Annotated in this window: 16 protein-coding genes; 9 read left to right on the top strand and 7 right to left on the bottom strand. The window is 64.5% G+C overall.

Features of this window, described 5'->3' with window-relative positions; all coding sequences use genetic code 11:
* From ASD87_RS24055 to ASD87_RS24040, 4 genes are all read right to left on the bottom strand, one after another.
* Window positions 1-203, bottom strand: a 203-nt coding sequence (locus ASD87_RS24055; RefSeq protein ID WP_156403500.1) for a transposase, incomplete at its 3' end; no start/stop codon positions are given.
* Between the two features lie 791 nt (window positions 204-994).
* On the bottom strand, window positions 995-1,420 hold the full coding sequence (locus ASD87_RS24050; protein WP_056327382.1) for an organic hydroperoxide resistance protein: 426 nt from the start codon (window positions 1,418-1,420) through the stop codon (window positions 995-997).
* 162 nt (window positions 1,421-1,582) lie between these two features.
* Window positions 1,583-2,044: a MarR family winged helix-turn-helix transcriptional regulator gene (locus ASD87_RS24045; RefSeq protein WP_056327380.1), complete on the bottom strand. Its 462-nt coding sequence runs from the start codon at window positions 2,042-2,044 to the stop codon at window positions 1,583-1,585.
* Between the two features lie 65 nt (window positions 2,045-2,109).
* Entirely contained in the window at window positions 2,110-2,817 is a 708-nt protein-coding gene (locus tag ASD87_RS24040) for a Crp/Fnr family transcriptional regulator (RefSeq protein WP_056327378.1), read from the bottom strand.
* Between the two features lie 168 nt (window positions 2,818-2,985).
* On the opposite strand from ASD87_RS24040, the gene ASD87_RS24035 reads away from it, so the two are divergent.
* The 7 genes from ASD87_RS24035 (at window position 2,986) to ASD87_RS24005 (ending at window position 11,572) form a co-directional block, all read left to right on the top strand.
* Window positions 2,986-4,962, top strand: coding sequence for a long-chain fatty acid--CoA ligase (locus tag ASD87_RS24035; RefSeq protein ID WP_056327376.1), 1,977 nt, complete (start codon window positions 2,986-2,988; stop codon window positions 4,960-4,962).
* A 5-nt stretch (window positions 4,963-4,967) separates the two neighbouring features.
* Window positions 4,968-5,765, top strand: a complete 798-nt coding sequence (locus ASD87_RS24030; protein WP_056327375.1) for an ABC transporter ATP-binding protein — start codon at window positions 4,968-4,970, stop codon at window positions 5,763-5,765.
* A gap of 24 nt (window positions 5,766-5,789) precedes the next feature.
* Entirely contained in the window at window positions 5,790-6,719 is a 930-nt protein-coding gene (locus ASD87_RS24025; RefSeq protein WP_056327372.1) for a branched-chain amino acid ABC transporter permease, read from the top strand.
* A 23-nt stretch (window positions 6,720-6,742) separates the two neighbouring features.
* Window positions 6,743-7,807 (top strand): branched-chain amino acid ABC transporter permease, encoded by a 1,065-nt coding sequence (locus ASD87_RS24020; RefSeq protein WP_056327370.1) that lies wholly within the window; start codon window positions 6,743-6,745, stop codon window positions 7,805-7,807.
* Between the two features lie 134 nt (window positions 7,808-7,941).
* Complete coding sequence (locus tag ASD87_RS24015; RefSeq protein WP_081100873.1) at window positions 7,942-9,279, top strand: ABC transporter substrate-binding protein; 1,338 nt, start codon at window positions 7,942-7,944, stop codon at window positions 9,277-9,279.
* 106 nt (window positions 9,280-9,385) lie between these two features.
* Window positions 9,386-10,222: an ABC transporter ATP-binding protein gene (locus tag ASD87_RS24010; RefSeq protein ID WP_056327368.1), complete on the top strand. Its 837-nt coding sequence runs from the start codon at window positions 9,386-9,388 to the stop codon at window positions 10,220-10,222.
* A gap of 81 nt (window positions 10,223-10,303) precedes the next feature.
* Window positions 10,304-11,572: a phenylacetate--CoA ligase family protein gene (locus ASD87_RS24005; protein ID WP_056327366.1), complete on the top strand. Its 1,269-nt coding sequence runs from the start codon at window positions 10,304-10,306 to the stop codon at window positions 11,570-11,572.
* A 16-nt stretch (window positions 11,573-11,588) separates the two neighbouring features.
* Here ASD87_RS24005 and ASD87_RS24000 read toward each other — a convergent pair whose 3' ends face one another.
* The 3 genes from ASD87_RS24000 to ASD87_RS23990 are packed head-to-tail and all read right to left on the bottom strand — an operon-like array spanning window position 11,589 to window position 12,779.
* Window positions 11,589-12,014 (bottom strand): DUF6691 family protein, encoded by a 426-nt coding sequence (locus tag ASD87_RS24000; RefSeq protein ID WP_056327364.1) that lies wholly within the window; start codon window positions 12,012-12,014, stop codon window positions 11,589-11,591.
* 1 nt (window position 12,015) lies between these two features.
* Window positions 12,016-12,447 (bottom strand): YeeE/YedE family protein, encoded by a 432-nt coding sequence (locus tag ASD87_RS23995; protein WP_056327362.1) that lies wholly within the window; start codon window positions 12,445-12,447, stop codon window positions 12,016-12,018.
* A complete protein-coding gene (locus ASD87_RS23990; protein ID WP_056327361.1) occupies window positions 12,444-12,779 on the bottom strand; it encodes a helix-turn-helix transcriptional regulator in 336 nt (111 codons plus the stop codon). The genes ASD87_RS23995 and ASD87_RS23990 overlap by 4 nt, the downstream gene beginning before the upstream one ends.
* A 130-nt stretch (window positions 12,780-12,909) precedes the next feature.
* On the opposite strand from ASD87_RS23990, the gene ASD87_RS23985 reads away from it, so the two are divergent.
* Both ASD87_RS23985 and pap read left to right on the top strand, forming a co-directional pair.
* On the top strand, window positions 12,910-13,773 hold the full coding sequence (locus ASD87_RS23985; protein WP_056327359.1) for an MBL fold metallo-hydrolase: 864 nt from the start codon (window positions 12,910-12,912) through the stop codon (window positions 13,771-13,773).
* An 80-nt stretch (window positions 13,774-13,853) separates the two neighbouring features.
* Complete coding sequence (pap, locus tag ASD87_RS23980) at window positions 13,854-15,320, top strand: polyphosphate:AMP phosphotransferase (protein ID WP_056327357.1); 1,467 nt, start codon at window positions 13,854-13,856, stop codon at window positions 15,318-15,320.
* Window positions 15,321-15,331 lie beyond the last annotated feature (11 nt).

The following is a 15,331-nucleotide window of genomic DNA, read 5'->3' as shown; positions in this document are numbered from 1 at the left end:
GCCTGCTCRTGATATTGCCCTGTGGGCTCGAGCACGGCATGCAACTGCGCCGGCTCGGCTCCCTGCTTGGCGCACCACTGCAGCAGCGTCTGCACGCCCGCTATCGAGTTGGGTACGACCTTGGTCTTGCGTTTGTTGGCATCGCTGCCAAGYAGCGCGCAATCCAGCTTCGCCTTAGAAACGTCAATTCCGAGAAAAAACATAAACCTAAGCTCCCTTGCCAATACCAAAGAAGCCCGCTGCGCCCACTTGCCTTGTACATACAGGGTCCAATGCCCTAGGCTACCGTCCAGTGTCCAGCCGGCTCAGAGGTGCGGAACCGAGGCGTAATCTGAACGACAAAGTCCAGGCTCTAGGTGTCTGAACACGCTCATCGGTCCGCTTGTAGCGATAGCTAATCACTACAGTGGCCAAGATACAAGGTGTCTGACACCCTGCTGAGATTCGCTTCACACCCAGTGCGTCTCCCAAGGGTGTCAGACACCGGCAGCCGCAGACGCTCTTGGCAGGTTCAGGCAGCCACGGCATTAATCGTCACTTGAACCCCGGTGCCCGATGGGCGGCGCGTACGGACCGGCAAGTTGTAGCTGACCGTCGCCGCGCCGCCCATCACCGCTCTCCCCCCTCTGACGAGCGTCATTCGAAAACTGATCTGCGCCCGCGCGCAAGCGCACCCCGCACCGACGACCCACGTCTCCGATGCCGATTGCCGCCGCCCGGGCGGCAGCAATTCGGCGGCCCCGCAGATCTCCTGCCCTGTCCACAGGTCTGAAGGGAGCCGAAGGCGGACGAAGATGACGAGGGGGAAGTCCGGAGCGAAGGCTCCGGACCGCAATCGTGGGCGATCGTGCCCACGGTGACCGCGGCGTCGGGCGACCTACGAAGCACTCGGCGTCGCCCAATAAAAAATGGGCCTATGCAGGCAACCGACCAACTCGGTCATCCCCTGCAAGGCCCACTTCGCCGTCACATCACCCTCGATGCAACGTCAACCTCAAACGATCGTCAGCGTCACGTCGATGTTGCCGCGCGTGGCGTTCGAGTACGGGCACACGATGTGTGCGGCTGCGACCAGCTTTTCCGCTTCGGCGCGGTCCAGGCCCGGCAGCGAGATCTTCAGTTCGACTTCAATGCCGAAGCCGGTGGGGATCGCGCCGATGCCGACGGTGCCATTCACGGACACGTCTGCCGGGATCGCGATCTTGTCGCGGTTGGCGACGAACTTCATGGCGCCCAGGAAGCAGGCCGAATAGCCGACGGCGAACAGTTGTTCGGGGTTCGTGCCTGCGGCGCCGGCGCCGCCCAGTTCGCGCGGGGTGGTCAGCTTGACGTCCAGGTTGCCGTCGTCGCTGACGCCACGGCCTTCGCGGCCTCCGGTGGCTGTGGCGTTGGCGCGGTAGAGGACTTTTTCGATAGACATGGTGTGGTTCCTTTGAATGAAGTTTGTACTGCTTGCCTTGCGGGACCCTTCCCGTGTTGGCGGTCAACGATGAACTTGCGGCTTGCCTGAAACTTTAAATCGTGAACAACAATATCGTGCGCTACTTATAAAACCGGATGATGACAACCATCACCCCCAACCTCAAAGACTTTCGACCAGCTTTTCCCGCAGCGCGTGCAGCGTCTTCGTCATGCCCTGCGCTTCGTCCAGCGAACACTGCGCCGCCGCACCGACCGCATGCGGCACCGCTTCGGCCTTTTCGCGCAGGTCGCGGCCCTGCTTGGTCAGGCTCACGATTACCTGGCGTTCGTCGTTCACGGCGCGCTTGCGCGTCACCAGTCCGGCGGCTTCCAGGCGCTTGAGCAGCGGCGTCAGCGTCGCGGAATCCAGGAACAGGCGGTCGCCGATATCCGTCACGGTAATTTCGTCGCCTTCCCACAGCACCAGCATCACCAGGTATTGCGGATAGGTCAGATCCAGCCCGCGCAACAGCTTGCGGTACACCTTGTTCATCGCCAGCGAGGTCGAGTACAGGGCGAAGCACAACTGGCTGTCCAGCAGCAGCGGGTTGAAAGCGCCTTTGGTCTTGTTTCTGGATTTCATGGCGCAATATTAAATAGCGCGCGATTTATCGTCAACACTTTTTTTGCGCCTCGGCTTGCCCCGGCTTACGCCGCCTGCTCCGTTTCCGACGTGCCCCGATCCGACCCGTATTGCTTCAGGCCGTCCAGATCCAGCACGCGCACCGCACCGTATTCGACATTCAGCAATCCCGCTTCCTCAAGCTTGCGCAGCGCCTGATTGGCGCGCTGGCGCGAGACACGGGCCAGATAGCCGACTTCTTCCTGCGTAATCGTCAGGCGCATGCCCATGCCCGGATACAGCAAAGGGTTGAAGAGCTCGGCCAGGCAGCGGGCGACGCGCGCGTCGGGATCCAGCAGACGGTCGTACTCCGCCTTGCCGATGAACTGCGCCACGCGCTCGTTCAATTGGTGCAGCAGATAGCGGTTGAACGGAATACTGGTATCCAGCAACCAGTCGAACGTCGCGCCCGGCAGACGCGCCACCACCGAGTCGCGCAGCGCCACGATGTCGTATTTGCGGACCTCGCGCTTCAGGAGCGAACCTTCGCCGATCCAGCCGCCGGCGGGCACGCCCGTCAGCGATGCGACCTTGCCTTCCGAATTGCCCACCGACACCTTCACCAGTCCCGCGAGCACACCGATCCATGCCTGGGCGAGTTCGCCTTTGCGCTCTATGATCGATCCGGCAACGACCTGCTGCACGGAAAGGTCCCGCTCCACGCGCGCTTGCTGTTCGGCGTCGAGTACGCGGAACCAGGCGGCGGCGAGTTGCAGGGAGTCGGATAGCTGCATCGGGAATACCCTAAAAGGTCCTTGAATGTCGCGATGGTGACAGTTGGTAGCAACCCAACCTTATACCTTAACTCCTGCCGTAAATCTAAAACCAACTGGTCAAGCACGCCGCCGCAGCCGCTTCAACGCAGGCACCGCGCGCGATGCGCCCAAACCGGAGGAGACAACGTGGCACATTCATCGCCCGCATCTGCACAGATGCCGGCGGCGCCGGACACCTTTCCGGCGCTGCTGCTCGCGCATGCCAACGTTCGTGGGTCGCGGCCCGCGATACGAGAGAAAGACCTGGGGATCTGGCAAACCCTGACCTGGTCCGAAGTGGCGGAGCATGTCCGTCACGTCGCGCAGGGTCTCGCATCGCTTGGCATCCAGCCCGGCATGCACGTGGCCGTCATCGGCGAGAACCGCCCGCGTCTGTACATGGCCATGATGGCCGCGCAGTCGCTCGGTGCGATTCCGGTTCCGCTCTATCAGGACGCCGTCGCGCAAGAAATGGTCTACGTGCTGCAGGATGCGGAGATCAGCGTCGCGATCGTCGAGGACCAGGAACAGGTCGACAAGATGATCGAGGTGCGCGAGCAATGCCCTGCGCTCAAGCACGTCGTCTTCGACGACCCGCGCGGCCTGCGTCACTATGCCGATCCCATGCTGCTGTCTTATGAGCAGTTGGAAGCGCTGGGTGGCGAATACGCGGCCAAGCACCCCGACTTTTACACGCGCGCCGTGGCCGCCGTGCAGCCGCAGGACCCCGCGGCGATGTTCTACACATCCGGCACGACGGGCAAGCCCAAGGGCGTCGTGCTGACGCACCACGCGCTCATCGACCGCGCGCGCGCCGTGTCCGACATGGAAAAGCTGACCGACCAGGAAGACGTGCTGGCCTACCTGCCGCCCGCCTGGATCGGCCAGAACATGTTCTCGTACACGCAGCTGCTGGTCACGGGCTTCACGGTGAATCATCCCGAGTCGCCCGATACCGTGTCGATCGACATGCGCGACATCGGCCCCACCTATTACTTTGCGCCGCCGCGCGTGCTGGAAGGGCTGCTGACGCACGTGATGATCCGCATGGAAGACGCGGGATATCTCAAGCGCAAGCTGTTTGGCGCCTGCATGAAGCTGGCGCGCCGCGTCGGCACCAAGATTCTGGACGGCGAGTCCGTGAACGCCTGGGACCGCATGCGCTATGCATTGGGCAACGTGCTGATCTATGGCCCGTTGCGCAACGCGCTGGGCATGAGCCGCGTGCGCGTGGCGTACACGGCTGGCGAAGCGATCGGGCCGGACCTCTTTGTGTTCTACCGCTCCATCGGCATCAACCTCAAGCAGTTGTACGGGTCCACCGAGACCTCGGTGTTCGTCTGCGTGCAGCCCGACGGTCAGGTGCGCGACGACACCGTCGGACCGCCCGTGGCCGGCGTGGAAATCCGCGTGGCCGACAACGGCGAGATCCTGGTCAAGAGCCCGGGCCTGTTCAAGGAGTACTACCGCAATCCGGACGCCACGGCCGAGGCGCGCAGCGCCGACGGCTGGTTCCACACGGGCGATGCCGGTTACCTGGACACCGACGGACAGCTCAAGATCATCGATCGCGCCAAGGACGTGGGCAAGCTGGCCAACGGCAGCCTCTTCGCGCCCAAGTACATCGAGAACAAGCTCAAGTTCTTCCAGCACATCAAGGAAGCGGTGGCGTTTGGCGCGAACCGCGAGGATGTGTGCGCGTTCATCAACATCGACCTGGAAGCCGTGGGCAACTGGGCCGAGCGCCGCGGCCTGGCCTACGCCGGCTACACCGACCTGGCGGGCAAGGACGAGGTCTATCAGCTCATTGCCGAATGCGTGGAGCAGGTCAATGCGGACCTGGCGACCGATCCCAAGCTGGCCGCCTCGCAGATCAGCCGCTTCCTGATCCTGCACAAGGAACTGGACCCCGATGACGACGAGCTGACCCGCACGCGCAAGGTGCGCCGCGCCTTCATCGCGCAGAAGTATGGCGTGCTGATCGAGGCGCTCTTTGGCGGCAAGCAGTCGCAGTTCATCGAGACCGAAGTGAAATTCGAAGACGGACGCACCGGCAAGATTTCGGCGGACCTGCGGATCTGCCCCGTCAAGACGTTTCCCGCCATCACCGCCCGAGCCGCGTAGAGATCATGAGCCATAACGACCGCGACCAGCGTATCGGCGATGTCATGCTGGACATGCAGAACATCTCCCTGTCTTTCGGCGGCGTCAAGGCGCTGACCGATATTTCCTTCAACGTGCGCGAGCACGAGATCCGCGCCATCATCGGGCCCAACGGCGCGGGCAAGAGCTCCATGCTCAACGTCATCAACGGCGTGTACACGCCGCAGCAAGGCGGCATTGAATTCCGCAACCAGCGATTCTCGCGCATGAACCCGCGCCGCGCCGCCGAGATGGGCATCGCGCGCACGTTCCAGAACCTGGCGCTGTTCAAGGGCATGAGCGTGCTGGACAACATCATGACGGGCCGCAACCTGCGCATGAAGAGCGGCCTGCTGGCGCAGGCGTTCCGCCTGGGGCCCGCCGAGCGCGAAGAGATCCAGCATCGCGAGTTCGTCGAAAACATCATCGACTTCCTGGAAATCCAGGCCTACCGCAAGACGCCGGTCGGCCGCCTGCCCTACGGGCTGCAGAAGCGCGTGGACCTGGGCCGCGCGCTGGCGATGGAGCCGCGCCTGTTGCTGCTGGACGAACCGATGGCCGGGATGAACATCGAGGAAAAGCAGGACATGAGCCGCTTCATCCTGGATGTGAACGATGAGTTCGGCACGACCATCGTGCTGATCGAACACGACATGGGCGTGGTCATGGACATCTCGGACCGCGTGGTCGTGCTGGACTACGGCAAGAAGATCGGCGACGGCAAGCCCGATGAGGTCCGCGCCAACGAGGACGTCATCCGCGCCTATCTCGGCGTGTCGCACTAAGCCGGACAACCAAGGCGAAAAGACATGGGATTTTTTCTAGAGACCTTATTCGGCGGCCTGATGAGCGGCATGCTGTACGCGCTGATCGGCCTGGGCTTCGTGCTGATCTTCAAGGCGTCCGGCGTCTTCAACTTCGCGCAGGGCGCGATGGTGCTGGTGGCGGCGCTGTCGATGGCGCGCTTTTCGGAATGGCTGCCGCGCTGGCTCGGCTTTGACAACATGATCCTGGCCAACGTGCTGGCGTTCATTGTCAGCGCGATCGTGATGTTCCTGCTGGCCGTGGCGATCGAACGCTTCGTGCTGCGCCATCTGGTCAACCAGGAAGCCACCACGCTCCTGATGGCCACGCTGGGCATCAGCTATTTCCTGGACGGACTGGGCCAGATCACGTTCGGCAGCTCGGTGTATTCCATCAATGTCGGCATGCCCAAGGATCCGCTGTTGATCCTGGACTCGGTGTTCGAGGGGGGGCTGCTCATCAACCTGGAGGACCTGACCGCCGCGGTCATTGCGGCGCTGCTGGTGGCGGCGCTGGCGCTCTTCTTCCAGTACACCTCGACGGGCCGTGCGCTGCGAGCGGTGGCCGACGACCATCAGGCCGCGCAGTCGATCGGCATTCCGCTGAACCGCATCTGGGTGATCGTGTGGAGCGTGGCGGGTCTGGTGGCGCTGGTGGCCGGGATCATCTGGGGATCGAAGTTCGGCGTGCAGTTCACGTTGTCCACCGCCGCGCTGCGCGCGTTGCCGGTGGTGATCCTGGGCGGTTTGACGTCGGTGCCGGGCGCCATTCTGGGCGGGCTCATCATCGGGGTGGGGGAAAAGCTGTCCGAGGTGTATCTGGGGTCGCTGGTGGGCGGCGGCATCGAAATCTGGTTCGCCTATGTGCTGGCGCTGGTGTTCCTGCTGTTCCGTCCGCAAGGGCTGTTCGGCGAGAAGATCATCGACCGCGTCTAAGCCTGCGTCACCGAGGATAAAACATGTTCTATCGCGAAAACGGCCAATTCAAGACCAGCTATCGCGCTGACCAGCAGATCTTCCCGATCCGCCAGGATCGCGTCTTCATCTGGCTGCTGATGGCGGTGGCGTTCATCGCCGTGCCGGCGATGGCCAGCGACTATCTGCTGCGCGCCATCCTGATTCCGTTCCTGATCCTGGCGCTGGCCGCCGTGGGCCTGAACATCCTGGTCGGCTACTGCGGCCAGATTTCGCTGGGCACGGGCGCCTTCATGGCGGTGGGCGCGTATGCGGCGTGGAACTTCGGCGTGCGCTTTCCCGGCATGCCGCTGGTGGTGCAGATTCTGTTGGGCGGCTGCTTTGCCACCCTTGTCGGCGTGATCTTCGGCATCCCCAGCCTGCGCATCCGTGGCCTGTACCTCGCGGTGGCGACACTGGCCGCGCAGTTCTTCGTGGACTGGGCGTTCCTGCGCATTCCCTTCTTCACCAACTATTCGTCCTCGGGCAGCGTGTCGGTGCCGCCGCTCACGGCCTTCGGGCTGCCGGTGCAGAGCGCCATGGAGAAGTACCTGTTCGTGCTGATCCTGGTCGTCATCTTCAGCCTGTTGGCCAAGAACCTGGTGCGCGGCGCCATCGGACGCCAATGGATGGCGATCCGCGACATGGACGTCGCCGCTTCCGTCATCGGCATCCGGCCCATGTACGCCAAGCTGACGGCGTTTGCCGTCAGCTCGTTCATCGTCGGCGTGGCCGGCGCGTTGTGGGGCTACATCCACCTGGGATCGTGGGAGCCGCTGGCGTTCGACCTGGGCCGCTCGTTCCAGCTGCTGTTCATGGTCATCATCGGCGGGCTGGGCTCGATCATCGGGAGCTTCTTTGGCGCCGCGTTCATCGTGCTGGTGCCCGTGGCGCTGTCCAACATCCCGCACATGCTGGGCCTGCCGCTGTCAGTGGACACCGCCGCCCACATCGAGCACATGGTGTTCGGCGCGCTGATCGTGTTCTTCCTGATCGCCGAGCCGCACGGCCTGGCCCGGCTGTGGAGCATCGGCAAGGAGAAGTTGAGGATCTGGCCGTTCCCGCACTGATCGTGTTTCGTTTTGATTTCCGTGGGTTCATCGCAGCACAACCGCGCTGGACCCCCGCCCCGAATACCCGGCTCAAGACCGGGCCAATCCCGGTGTCACAGGGTTGACCGACCCAAACACCACGCAGGAGGTAAATGGAGATGAAGCGTCTTAACCTGAAGTTGGCGGCAGCCTTAATGGCCGCAGCCGGCGCCGCAGGCGCCGTGGCCACGCCGGCAATGGCGGCCGAAGAGCAGTTCGTTCCGTTGCTGGTGTATCGCACGGGATCGTTCGCGCCGCTGGGCATTCCCTGGGCCGATGGCAAGCTGGATTACCTGAAGCTCGTGAACGAGCGCGATGGCGGCGTGAACGGCGTCAAGATCACGTATGAAGAATGCGAAACCGCCTACGCCACGGACCGCGGCGTGGAATGCTACGAGCGCCTGAAGGGCAAGGGCACCGGCGCATCGGGCTTCGACACACAGTCCACCGGCATCACCTTCGCGGTCAGCGACAAGGCCATCGTCGACAAGGTGCCCGTGGAAACGATGGGCTACGGCCTGTCGCAATCGGTGGACGGCAGCGTGTTCGAGTGGAACTTCCCGCTCTTGGGCACGTACTGGACCGCCGCCGACGTGATGATCCAGGACATCGCCAAGAAAGAAGGCGGCATGGACAAGCTCAAGGGCAAGAAGATCGCCCTGGTTTATCACGACTCGCCCTACGGCAAGGAACCGATCCCCCTGCTGCAAAAACGCGCCGCCAAGGAAGGCTTTGAATTGCTGCTGTACCCGGTGACGGCGCCGGGCGTGGAGCAGAAGTCCACCTGGCTGCAGATCCGCCAGGCGCGCCCGAACTACGTGCTGCTGTGGAGCGCGGGCATCATGACGCCCACCGCCATCCGCGAAGCGCAGGCCAGCGGCTATCCGCGCGACAAGATGTACGCGATCTGGTGGGCCGGCTCGGAAGGCGACGTCAAGGACCTGGGCGATGTCGCCAAGGGCTACAACGCCATCACCATCCACAACAGCGGCGCCGACAGCGACAAGGTCTACGACGATCTGAAGAAATACGTCTACGACAAGGGCCAGGGCGCGGACAAGACCGGCAAGACCACGTTGGGCACCATCGCCCACACGCGCGGCATGATGATCTCGATGCTGCAGGTGGAAGCGATCCGCGCCGCGCAGGAGAAGTACGGCAAGGGCAAGGCGCTGACGCCGGAGCAGGTGCGCTGGGGCTTCGAGAACCTGGACCTGACGCAGGAAAAGCTCGACAAGCTGGGCTTTGGCCAGATCATGCGTCCGGTCAAGACCTCGTGCGCCAACCACAAGGGCGACGACTGGGCCCGCATCGTGCAGTGGGACGGTTCCAAGTTCAAGGTCGTTTCCGACTGGTATCAGGCCGACAAGACGATCCTGGACCCGATGGTCAAGGAATCGGCGGCCAAGTACGCCAAGGAAAAGAACATTACGCCCCGCAAGTGTGAGTGATGCCCCTGGAGCGCCCGCGGCGGCCACGCCGCGGGTGCGCAACGCATGTTGATATGACCCGGCGGCCGGCTTTCCGGCCGGCCGCCGCCACGCTGCAGGAATGTTTATGAACGACGCCAATATTGCCGCCGCAGGCGCCCCGCCGGTGCTGCTCGATGTGAACGGCATCGAGGTGATCTACAACCACGTGATCCTGGTGCTCAAGGGCGTGTCCCTGCAGGTGCCCGAAGGCAGGATCGTGGCGCTGCTGGGCGCGAACGGCGCGGGCAAGACCACCACGCTGCGCGCGATCTCCAATCTGCTCAAGGGCGAGCGCGGCGACGTCACCAAAGGCCACATCCAGTACCGCGGCCAGCGCATCGAAAAGCTGACGCCGGCCGAGCTGGTCAAGCGCGGCGTCGTGCAGGTGATGGAAGGCCGGCACTGCTTTGCCCACCTCACCATCGAGGAAAACCTGCTGACCGGCGCCTATACGCGCAGCATGACCCGCGGCGACACCACGGCCGCGCTTGAACGGGTCTACCAGTATTTCCCGCGCTTGAAGCAGCGGCGCACCAGCCAGTCCGGATACACCTCGGGCGGCGAGCAGCAGATGACCGCGATCGGCCGCGCGCTGATGGCCAACCCGAACATGATCCTGCTGGATGAACCGTCGATGGGTCTTGCGCCGCAGATCGTCGAAGAAATCTTCGAGATCGTGCGCGACCTGAACCAGCGCGAGCGCGTGAGCTTCCTGTTGGCCGAGCAGAACACCAACATCGCCCTGCGCTACGCCGATTACGGCTACATCCTGGAGAACGGGCGCGTGATGATGGACGGCGCCGCGTCCGACCTGGCGCAGAACGAGGACGTCAAGGAGTTTTACCTGGGCATCTCCAGCGGCGAGCGCAAGAGTTTCCGGGACAACAAGTTCTACCGCCGCCGCAAACGCTGGCTGGCCTGATTTCCGACGCGGGCAAGCCAGCGCTTGCCGCATGGCGCCGGCAACGGCGCCGCCAACCGGCACACGAGAAGGTGCGATTCCATGTCCGAGTTTTTCGATGACCTCGAAACCCGAGCGCCCGAGCAACGCGAGCGCGATCTGATGGCGGCCCTGCCTGGGGCGATTGCGCGGGCCATCGCGCGCGCGCCGGCCATCGCCGAGCAATTGCGCGGCGTGGACCCGGCCACGGTCACCTCGCGCGAGGCGCTGGCCCGGCTGCCGGTGCTGCGCAAGCACGAATTGCTTGAACGCCAGCAGCACAGCCGCGATGACGCCGCCCGGCCCGCTGGGCCCGCCAAGGCCTTCGGCGGCTTTTCCGCGATCGGCTGGGGCGAAGCGATGCGGGTGTTTGCCTCGCCCGGCCCGATCTACGAACCGGAAAGCGCGCGCTCGGATTACTGGCGCTTTGCGCGCGCCCTGTACGCGGCGGGCTTTCGCGCCGGCGAACTGGCCTACAACTGCTTTTCCTATCACTTCACGCCGGCCGGCTCGATGATGGAGACGGCCGCGCACGCGGTGGGTTGCACCGTATTCCCCGGCGGTACCGGACAGACCGAACAGCAGGTGCGCGCGATTCAGGACCTATCGCCCAGCGGCTACACCGGCACGCCCAGCTTCCTGAAGATCATTCTGGAAAAGTCCGATGAACTGGGCGTGAAGCTCGATTCGCTGCGCCGCGCGCTGGTTTCCGGAGAGGCCTTCCCGCCCTCGCTGCGCGACTGGCTGGCGGCGCGCGGCATCGATGGCTACCAGGCGTACGGCAGCGCCGACCTGGGCATGATCGCTTTCGAGACGCCTGCCCGCGAGGGGCTGGTGGTGGGCGAGGACATCATCGTCGAAATCGTGCGTCCGGGCACTGGCGAACCCGTGCGCGACGGCGAAGTTGGCGAGGTCGTGGTGACCACGCTGAACCCCGATTACCCGCTGGTGCGATTCAGCACCGGCGACCTGTCGGCGGTGATGCCGGGCATTTCGCCGTGCGGGCGCACCAACACCCGCATCAAGGGCTGGATGGGGCGCGCCGACCAGACGACCAAGGTGCGCGGCATGTTCGTGCACCCCTCGCAGGTGGCCGACGTGGTCCGGCGGCATCCGGAAATCCTGCGGGCGCGGCTGGTCATCAGCGGCAGCACGGGCTCGGACCGCATGGTGCTCAAGGTGGAGTCGCGCGAGCAGAACGATGACCTGGCCAAGCGCATCGCCGATTCGGCGCGCGACGTGACCAAGCTGCGCGCCGATGTGCAATGGGTGGACGAAGGCGGCCTGCCGAACGACGGCAAGGTGATCGACGACATCCGCACGTACGAGTAAGGCGGCGGACGCCGGGTCAGGCCCCGCCGCGCCGGGCGCGTTCGATGATGGCGTGGATCGCCATCCCCGCAAGCATGGCGACCACAAAAATACCGGCCTCGCCGATGCCGGCCGCCGCGGCGACGACGGCGGGGCCGGGACAAAATCCCGCCACGCCCCAGCCCACGCCAAACGCCAGGCTGCCGCCGGCCAGACGCCAGTCCAGCTGCGTGGCCTGCGGCCAGCGCATGGGTTCGCCCGACAGGCTGGCGTGGCGGCGACGCAAGAGCGCAAATCCGATGCTGGCCACGACGACGGCGCCGCCCATCACAAACGCCAGGGTGGGATTCCACAAGCCTGCCAGGTCCAGAAATCCCAACACGCGCGCGGGGTCGGCAAGTCCCGACACCAACAGGCCGAATCCGAAGACGAGCCCGGCGGCAAAAGCGTAGATCGCAGCCATGTCAGCCTCCCACCGCGTGGCGCAAGACGTAGACCGTCACGAATCCGGCCGCCATGAAGATCGCCGTGGCGACGAACGAGCGGCGAGATCCGCGGGACAGGCCGCAGACGCCGTGGCCGCTGGTGCAGCCGGACCCGTATCGCGTGCCGATCCCGACGAGCAGGCCAGCCACGATCAGCCGGGGCGTGCTGGCATCGACCGTGATGGACGGCAAGGTGGCGAACAGCCGGTAAATCCACGGCGCGGCGCACAGTCCCAGCAGGAAGGCCACGCGCCAACCGTCGCCTCGCGTCGGGGTGAAAAGACCGCCCACGATGCCGCTGATGCCGGCAATGCGCCCGGCGCCAAGCATCAGCAAGACCGCGCCGGCGCCGATAAGGACCCCCCCCGCCGTACCGGCGATCGGCGTAAAGGCAGACCAGTCCACGTTCATTTGAGGGACTCCAGTGCGCGTCCGCAGTACAGGCTGGACAGGGTTTTCATCACCTGGCTGACCTCGAAACTGGCCATCTGGTAGTAGACGTACTTGCCTTCGCGCCGCGTGACGACGAGGCCTTCGTCGCGCAGCACGCCAAGCTGCTGCGAGAGCGTGGGCTGGCGGATCCCGGTCAGCGATTCCAGCTCGCCGACGTTGCGTTCATGGTGGACCAGCTGGCACAGGAGGAGCAAGCGGTCTTCGTTGGCCAGGGCCTTGAGCAGCGTGCAGGCCTGGGAGGCCGATTCACGCAGGGAGGAGACTTCACATTCGGTAAGCGGGGCATTCATGGCGGGGCGCTGACAGAGGAGGAAAAACGAGGCAACAGCGTCGTCATTATATTTCTGAATAAACTATTCGCAAATATTATTTTTTTACGTAAACTGTTCCGACGTGCCCGCCCTCCATTCCCGAGCCCCCATGAATCCGCACATCCAGGCCTTTTTTGACACTGTCACCTCGACCATCACCTACGTCGTTCACGAGGCAGGGCCCGGCGGCGCCTGCGCCATCATCGATTCGGTGCTGGACTTCGACCCCAAATCGGGCCGCACCAGCACCGCCAACGCGGACCGCGTGGCCGACTATGTCCGCGAGCGGGGGTTGCGGACGGTCTGGCTGCTGGAAACCCATGCCCACGCCGATCACCTGTCCGCCGCGCCTTATCTGCAACGGCAACTGGGCGGCGTCATCGCCATCGGCCAGAGCATCCGCAGCGTGCAGGGCGTGTTCAAGAAGATCCTGAACCTGGAGCCGGCGTTTCAGCTCGATGGATCGCAGTTCGGCCATCTGTTCGCCGACGGCGAGACCTTGCAGATCGGCGCGCTGACCGCCACGGCGGTGCACGTGCCGGGTCACACGCCAGCCGACATGGCCTACCTGATCGGCGACGCAGCGTTTGTGGGCGACACGCTGTTCATGCCCGATGTCGGCACGGCGCGCTGCGATTTCCCGGGCGGCGATGCGCACCTGCTGTACCAGTCGATCCGGCGCCTCTTGAGCCTGCCCGACGACACGCGCCTCTTCATGTGTCACGACTATCCGCCCGAGGGCCGCGACGCCGCCTGGCAGACCACCGTGGCCGACCAGCGCCGCGGCAACATCCACGTGCGCGATGGCATCACCGAAGATGAATTCGTCGCCATGCGCACCCGGCGGGACGCGACACTGTCGATGCCCACGCTGATCCTGCCCGCCATCCAGGTGAACATCCGCGCGGGACATTTCCCGCCGGCCGAGGACAACGGCGTGCGGTATCTGAAGATTCCCGTCAACGCGCTTTGACACCTGGCCGCGGCGCACTTGCGCCGCACGGCCATATCCCGCAAGATCGCCCGATCGCAGCAACCCGATCCGACGCATCCATGTTCGCCGAAGCCGAAGCAGACCCTACCCTCTCAAAAGATGAATTCAAGGCGCTGGAAACGCGGCTGCGGGTCGGACTGCTGAATGCGCAGTACGAACGCCTGCGCCAGGCCGATAAGACGCTTCTGGTCGTCGTGGCGGGCATCGACGGGGCCGGCAAGGGCGCCACGATCAACCTGCTCAACGAATGGATGGATCCGCGCCACATCCGCACGCTGGCCTATGGGCCGCGCGAGGGCGACGAACTGGATCGCCCGCCGTTGTGGCGCTACTGGCGCGATCTGCCGCCCAAGGGCAGCACCGGCATCGTGTTCGGCTCCTGGTACACGCCGCTGGTCATCGAAGCCGTGCGCAAAAAGCCCAATGCAGACGCCATCGAGGCCCATGCCGCCGCCATCATGCGCTTTGAAACGATGCTGGCCTCGGAAGGCGTGCAGATCGTCAAGCTATGGTTCCACCTGTCGGCCAAGGCGCAAAAGGAACGGGCGCAGCGCCTGCTCGCCAGTCCCGAGACCGCGTGGCAGGTCAGCCCGGTCGACATGAAGGTCAACAAGCGTTTCGACCGCATCCGGTCGGGCGCGCACGTCGTGCTCAATCACACGGACTGCGGTCACGCGCCCTGGGTGGTGATCCCCAGCGCCGACGAGAACATGCGCACCGCGCGCACGGCCGAAGCGGTGCTGACGGCGCTGCGCCGGCGCGGCGTGCCGCGCCTGCCGCCCGCCTTCGTGGCGCATTCCAGCACGACGCGCATCGTCGACCGCCTGGGCAAGCTGGACTATGACGCCAAGGTCGAGAAGGAAGACTACGAATCCGAACTCGGCCTGCTGCAAGGCCGGCTGGCGCTCGCCGCCCGCTCCGACAAGTTCAAGGATCGCTCGCTGATCGTGGTGTTCGAGGGACAGGATGCAGCCGGCAAGGGCGGCGCCATCCGCCGCGTCACGCACGCGCTGGACGCCCGGCAATTCGACATCACGCCCGTGTCCGCGCCCAGCTCCGAAGAACTGGCACGCCCTTACCTGTGGCGGTTCTGGCGCCGCATTCCCCGCCATGGCCGGATCGCGATTTTCGACCGCTCCTGGTATGGCCGCGTGCTGGTCGAGCGAGTCGAGAAGCTGATTCCCCCCGCCAAGTGGCGCCGGGCCTACGCAGAGATCAACGACTTCGAAGAACAGCTGGCGGCCAGCGGCGCGCTGGTGCTCAAGTTCTGGCTGGCGGTCACGCCCGACGAACAGCTCGCCCGCTTTCGCGAACGCGAAAAATCGCCGTTCAAGAATTTCAAGATCACGCCCGAGGACTGGCGCAACCGCGAAAAATGGCCCGAATACTCGGCGGCGGCCAATGAGATGATGATGCGGACCGATGTGCCCCACGCGCCCTGGCATCTGGTGTCGGCCAACGACAAGCGTTACGCTCGGCTGCAAGTGCTGCGGCATATCGTCGAAGCCATGGAAAACCAACTCTGAATTCCGCCAGG

Source organism: Achromobacter sp. Root170 (assembly GCF_001428165.1).
In the GTDB taxonomy this organism is placed as follows: domain Bacteria; phylum Pseudomonadota; class Gammaproteobacteria; order Burkholderiales; family Burkholderiaceae_B; genus Achromobacter; species Achromobacter mucicolens.
Note: the sequence above shows the minus strand (reverse complement) of the source record. Positions and strands in the feature narration are given on the sequence as shown.